The sequence below is a fragment of the Microcoleus sp. T3_B1 genome (genome assembly GCF_036700445.1).
Lineage (GTDB): Bacteria > Cyanobacteriota > Cyanobacteriia > Cyanobacteriales > Microcoleaceae > Microcoleus.
In genome coordinates, this window is sequence record NZ_JAUBOX010000157.1 from 1 (window position 1) to 6,672 (window position 6,672).

The window sequence follows — 6,672 nt, forward strand, 5'->3', positions numbered from 1 at the left end:
GCTTCACTCAAGGTGACGACTAAATCAGCAGCAACTGCAACACCGGTGGCGTTATCTGCGGGGGTGAAAGTGGTGGCTGTCGGTGGTGTGGTGTCAGGTGTTTGATCTTCATAGGCACCGATATCAACTGTACTATTCACGATTCGGCTGTAACCTGTCCCGCGCTGATCTAAGGTTAAACTACTGGCGTTAGCGTTATTACCAGCATCAAGGGCTGGGCTACCGGCTTGCAAAGAATGGGTTTGAGTAGGGCCACCATTGTTAGCTAGGGCATTTAAGAGAGGATTGAGGGGACTTCCACTTGTGCCTACTTTGGTACTCGTTGTAAAGCTGGTGCTCCCTGTATTATTACCAATTAAATTCCCCCCCCCGTCACTGAATGTACCAGCTACATCAGGGTTTTTAGTAGTAGGAGAACTATCAGTGTTTCCAGCAATAATGGTATTTCTGACTGTCGTTGCACTTCCACCTACATTAAGAACTCCACCACCGTTCCCTGTGTTGTTGGCATCACTATCAGCCGTATTATTTGTAATTGTTGAGTTGACAATCGTGGTATTTCCTCCGCTATAGGTGATGATAGCTCCCCCATCATTTTTGGCGGTATTAGCAGAAAATGTTGAATTGCTGATGTTTGCGGTGCCACCACTCATAGTAATAGCTGCGCCGCTTGCTTGCGCTGAATTAGCTGTAAAAGTGCTATTATTAATAGTTAATTGACCACTGCCATTAAAAATTGCACCTCCATCAGATAAACCTTGATTGTTGCTAAACGTGCTATTATTTATTGTTGCTATAGCACCGCTATTAAGGTATAGTCCCCCGGCAGAACCGCCTGCTGAAGTTAGACCATTACTAACAGTAAGATTATCTAGGGTTAAGTTACCGCTGGAGTTAACATTGAAGATGCGGAAACTGGGTGCTGCTCCGCTGCGTGTAATTGTGGCTCCATTGCCAGTAATTGTTAATGTGCCACCAGTGCTGGTACCTAAAATTACTGGTAAACCATTATTGCCTCCGGTTGTATTGTTCAGAGCTGTTAGGGTGTAGGTACTGCCGGAAGCTAGGTTAATAATATCATTTGCTGCTGTGCTATTAGCTTGGTTAATTGCCCAAAGTAATCCTCCATTCAAACCGGAACCCGTATTTGAGACATCTCCTGGCAGAACGGTATAGGTAGCTAACACGCCACTGTAAGCTGATAGCGCTGCGGGTTGGAATGGTAGCCAAGCAGCTATTTTGCCGATTTGTACGTCTAAGTTCCAGTTTCCTCCTAGTCTGATGTTCCCTATTTTTGTGCTAGAAGCTGCGACATTTGCGCGGGTGATTTCGGCAATGCGATGAATGAAAGCAAGTCCGATCGCGCCTGCTGCAACATTGCAACCATATAAAAGGAAATCGGCGTTTGAAGAGAGAGCCTTTCCCCACTGTTGCAAGTGTTCGAGTTTTTTTTCTAACAGTTCTTTATTAAATATATCTGTACCCAGATTTAGCGTGCCGGAACTACCGTGAGAAACTACGTGAACTGCCGCAATATCACTTTCCCCCGCCAGTGCGTGGGTAATTTGTTCAAGGCCACTACGCTTGTCATCTAAAATGACTATTTTGGCGTTAGCATCTGCGCCTTGGATCAGGCTTTGATAATCTTGTACAGAGGAGTCAACGAAAATAAGTTGCTTGTTCGCGATTGGTAGGTTCATAATTCCTGACATCCTTAATATCTATATATTGTTTACATCCAAGTCCGGCCGGGGTTGAAACCCCCGCCTCAAATCTTAAGTGCTCGCTATGAGGACTGAATAATTTAAGCTGTGGAGCATTTAAACCAGTAACGAGGCTAGTAGGGTGCGTCATTCGCGAACCCTTACGCTGAAACGGAAAACCTTAGATGCTGACGCACCTTACGCAAGTCCTTTAAATGCCGAACAGCTTATTAGTTCTCTTGCTTAAATAAATCGGGCGGTAAAATTGTTAGCCCGTTCCGCTGGAGGATTAAATAACCTGGAAACATCAAAGGCGTTACCGCGAATTAGTAGCTCGATACAGTCCATAATTCAAGCGATGTTTCTGACACAGTAGATAACTTTGGCTTCGGGAAATAGTTCCAGAATTAATGACAATTTGCTGCATCACCGGCGATTGGTGTCGGTGATCACTTCTCGATCAGTTGGCGGGTGGTAATAGGCTGTGCCTGTTTTTGTTCAGGGGAAATAAATATGGAAAACTCATTATCTTCGGTCATGGCTGAGAACATTCGCTCAGCTTGCGCCCCCAAGAGGGGATGTCATAGCACCATGAAACCGGGGATTTTGTCGTAGTAGTGCAGCCAGTAAAGTAGAGCCTGATCGGGGTAGTCCTGATATGAAGTGGGAGTTCACTGGCCTCGTGGCGGAATGGTTCCCTTAACATGAGATGCAACCTAAATGTATCATACCACAGACATATCTTTTATAGCATACTTTTATTTAACACTTCCCAACACAACATCCAGGTTTACGATATCTTTACAATCTAGACATCGTGGGTTGGCTTTCCCTATCTCTATCTCTATCGTTGCTTCGGGCCCCTGCCTCTGTAAAGTCGGAAAAGTCGGATCTTAAAGTCGGAAAAGTCGGATCTTTGCCATGAGGACATAATTTAGGCATCCAAGAGAGGCTGTGGGTATGAGGGTTTATTTGTTTTAGCGGAATTTTATTGGCTATTTTGCCAGACAGCATAAAGGTTGACGATATCTTGAGAATCTAGACATCGCCTTTGTTAATTACTCTGGAATTTTTGACCGCAGATGGTGGCGGATTTACGCGGATGGACGCGGATGAGTGTTGATTTGGATTTAAGGACGATCGCCCTTTATGGTCTTTTTTTACTCAACGGGCGATTCCCTACGGGATAGCTTCGCACGCGCGTACTTTTGTTGATTCCTGGAATCTGCAGCCAATTTCGGATGTTTATTTGCGAAAACGACCGCGAATGCGATCGACAAACATATCAACTTCCGGCAACTTCATCTGACTGACAAACAGGGCAAAAACCCCTAACCCTACAAAACTTGCCACACTCAACTGCACTAATTGAATTACCAAACCTTCAGTACCCAAAACTCTTTGACACGCTTGCAGAGTAGCCAAGGTAACGAAAGCAGTTAGAGAACTGCCAGAAGTTAACCCCAGAAAAGGCAAACTCCACTCCCCCCAAGGCAGGCCACCCAGCTTTTTATTTAAACAGTACAAAAGCATAATCATCGAAATAAGATTCACTCCCACCGTCGCCAAAACTAATCCGGGCGCGCCAAAGGCTCCTACTAACAAATAATCCAAAAGACCGTTTAAAAAGATATTGATAATACTGATGCGAAAAGGGGTTTCTCCGTCTCCCAAAGCGTAAAATACCCGTACCAAAACGTCGCGTCCCAAATACACAAACATTCCAATACTGTAAGCCATCAAGATCGGCGTGACAAACTCCGAGGCCTCTCGATCGAAAGCATAGCGTTCGTAAACCACGCGGACGATCGGCTCAGCCAGCGTTACCATTAAAGCGCTCAGGGGCAGCATCGTAAGGGCAGTCAAAATTAAAGATTGACGAATTCGAGCTTTTAATTCCGGCCAATCTCTCGGATCGGTGAGGCGAGAAAATATCGGCAGAAAGGGCACTAAAATTACATTAGAAATAATGCCTAAAGGCGTCATAACTAACAAGCCGCTGTAACCCATCGCAGAGGCAGCTTGAGGGATGTAGGATGCGAAAAATAGGTCAGTATAAACATTAATTTGTAGCATTCCTGATGATAAGGTCGCAGGAACCATCACCTTAATTACTTCTTGCACTCCCGGCCGTTTAAAATTAAACCGCAAACGCAATGTTCCCAAGCCGGCGCGCCACTGCGCCACCAGTTGCACCAACCACTGCAAAACTGCGCCCGCTAAAGTTCCCCAAGCTAACACTAAGCCGCCCATTAGTGCGAATTCTGGCTGAGTTATTTTGTCTCCGAGTTGCATTGCGAGAATCCCCAAACCGCCGACAAGTGCAACGCTAGAAAATAAAGGGCTAATCGAAGGAAGCCAGTACATATCGGCAGCGTTGAGAGTGCCGAAACCAATGCCGATTAAGCCTGAAAGTAATGCCATCGGCGCCATAATCCGAAATTGCTGGACGGCAATTGCTTTAATTTGTAAACCTTCTGCTGTTCTATTTAATCCCGGTGCCACCAAATCAATCAGCGGATCGGCAAAAATAACTAAAGCGATCGTCACCAACAGCAACAAGCCGCCGACTAAGGTGGTGATAGTCTCGACTAAGGGTGCTGCTTCTTTTTTATCCCGGCGGGCTAAAACACTGACTATGGCGCTGTGAAATGGCCCGTTAATCCCTCCGAGCAAAATAAATAAGAAACCAGGGATGACGTAGGCGTAGTTGTAGGCATCGACGGCGACACCGACTCCAAAGGCTGCGGCGATCGCAATTTGGCGCACCAATCCAAAGACTTTGCTAATTAGAGTGGCGAGTGCGACAATGCCGGCAATCCCTGCGAGGGAACGAGAGGGCTTCTGTAATTGGGACACAAATGGTTACAAACGCTAATGCTAAAAGGATTCACTTATTTTAATCGCGAATCGGGAGAATGATAACATGAATTCAGAAAACTTCTATTCCCAATTACCTTTACTGAACAATTTTATCAAGATTACCGATCTGGGTAATTTTGTTGACGTACCTGATGATTGGTACATTGTTGTCACAGATATTCGCGGTTCTACAAAAGCGATTGAAGCGGGAAAATACAAAGAAGTTAACTTATTGGGGGCTTGTTCGATCGTTGCTGTTTTGAATATCGCCGGCAAAACTGAGATTCCGTTTGTGTTTGGTGGCGACGGCGCTTCTCTTTTAATGGGGCCATCGCTTTTACCCGCTGCTAAGATTGCTTTGCTGGCCACTCAACAAATGGCTAAGACTCAATTTGACATGGATTTGCGAGTTGGGGCCGTCCCGGTTCAAGTTGTGGCAGCTAATTATCCGGTTAAAATAGCTAAGTTTAAAGTTTCAGAAAATTACAGCCAAGCTGTTTTTAGTGGCGGCGGCTTAACTCGTGCTACTGAACTTATTAAAGATCCGGCGCCTGGTAATATTTACAGTATTAAAAATAAGGGCATTTCTGCAACAGCCGATTTTTCGGGATTGGAATGCCGGTGGCAGGATATTCCCAGCAAGTATGGGGAAATAGTAACGCTGCTGGTAATGGTGCGAGAAGATTTTGGTCAGCAAAGTCATCAATTATATAGAAAAATTATCAAAAAAATTAACTACATTTACGGCAAGGAAAATTGTTTAAATCCTATCGATAGTAAAAACCTTAAATTGACACTTAATAGCACCAAGCTGATTAAAGAAACTCTAGTTAGGGCGAGCAATGCTAGTTGGTTAGACCGCCAGATGTATTTATCAAAAATACAGTTAGAGACGGCGCTTGGTTCGCTACTAATGAATTTGAAGGTTAAGACAGAAGAGTTAGATTGGGGAGTTTATAAAGATATTGCGATCGCAGCTACGGATTACCGCAAATTTGATGATATGTTGAGAATGGTAATTTCGGGCAATGAGTGGCGGCGAAAAAAATTGACGGGGTACTTGGAAAGGAATTACCGAGAAGGCAAGCTGGTTTACGGTTTGCACGTTTCTGACAGAGCGTTGATGACTTGTCTGGTGTTTGAACGCAACGGTCGCCAAGTGCATTTTATAGACGGTGCTGATGGAGGTTATGCTTTAGCTGCTAAGGATATGAAACAAAGAATGCAGGACTAAAGTCCTTACTACAAACCGTCGTTTCATGCTATGATGCCTCACTCTAAAATCTAAAATCTAAAACCTCAAATCGAATGACTGACTTAATTTACAAATATCCTCCTCTTTTACCCGGAATTCTCATCAAACGTTACAAGCGATTTTTTGCCGAAATAGAACTAGATTCGGGAGAAATCATCACCGCGCACTGTCCGAATACGGGCCCGATGACAGGTGTTTTGATTCCCGGCAATCCAGTGCTAGTATCTCCCAGCGACAATCCTAAACGCAAGTTAGCTTATACTTGGGAATTAATTAAAGTTTGCGACACTGTGCCAACTTGGGTGGGAGTTAATACTGGGCTACCCAATCGAGTAGTTAAATTAGCTTTGGAATTGAAATTGTTTCCAGAGTTGGGCAATTACAGTTTAATTCAACCGGAGGTTGTTTACGGCACTGATAAAAAAAGTCGAGTGGATTTTTGGCTAACTGGTGAGGAAAAACCGATTTTTCTGGAAGTGAAAAATACAACTTGGGTAAAAGAGGAGTTGGCTTTATTTCCCGATACAGTTACGGAGAGGGGACAGAAACATTTGCGGGAATTAATGGAAGTGGTGCGGCAGGGCTCGAGAGCTGTAATGCTGTATTTTATTAATCGCGGGGATTGTACGGATTTTGCTCCGGGGGATAGTGCCGATCGCCTTTACGGAGAATTGTTCAGACAGGCTATAAGTGAAGGTGTAGAGGTTTTGCCTTGTCGGTTTGACGTGACACCGGAAGGTGTTCGGTATTTGGGATTGGCGAAGCTAAATCTTTATAAGCTGTTCAGCATCTAAAACGCATATTGCATAGTATAATATGATGATATTTATAAAAAGTCAATGCCTACTAAAA

General features: G+C 44.4%; 5 protein-coding genes. 2 read left to right on the top strand and 3 right to left on the bottom strand.

Translation table 11 applies throughout. From position 1 onward, the window contains the following. From QT990_RS35050 to murJ, 3 genes are all read right to left on the bottom strand, one after another. Window positions 1-1,700, bottom strand: a 1,700-nt coding sequence (locus tag QT990_RS35050) for a DUF4347 domain-containing protein (protein ID WP_333145344.1), incomplete at its 3' end; no start/stop codon positions are given. 558 nt (window positions 1,701-2,258) lie between these two features. Next, window positions 2,259-2,378 (bottom strand): sulfotransferase, encoded by a 120-nt coding sequence (locus QT990_RS35055; protein ID WP_333145343.1) that lies wholly within the window; start codon window positions 2,376-2,378, stop codon window positions 2,259-2,261. 570 nt (window positions 2,379-2,948) lie between these two features. Then, complete coding sequence (murJ, locus tag QT990_RS35060; protein ID WP_333145342.1) at window positions 2,949-4,562, bottom strand: murein biosynthesis integral membrane protein MurJ; 1,614 nt, start codon at window positions 4,560-4,562, stop codon at window positions 2,949-2,951. Window positions 4,563-4,629: 67 nt separating this feature from the next. On the opposite strand from murJ, the gene QT990_RS35065 reads away from it, so the two are divergent. Beyond that, a complete protein-coding gene (locus QT990_RS35065) occupies window positions 4,630-5,799 on the top strand; it encodes a DUF3095 domain-containing protein (RefSeq protein ID WP_333145341.1) in 1,170 nt (389 codons plus the stop codon). Window positions 5,800-5,873: 74 nt separating this feature from the next. After that, window positions 5,874-6,614 (top strand): DNA/RNA nuclease SfsA, encoded by a 741-nt coding sequence (sfsA, locus tag QT990_RS35070; RefSeq protein WP_333466364.1) that lies wholly within the window; start codon window positions 5,874-5,876, stop codon window positions 6,612-6,614. The last annotated feature ends 58 nt before the right edge of the window (window positions 6,615-6,672 follow it).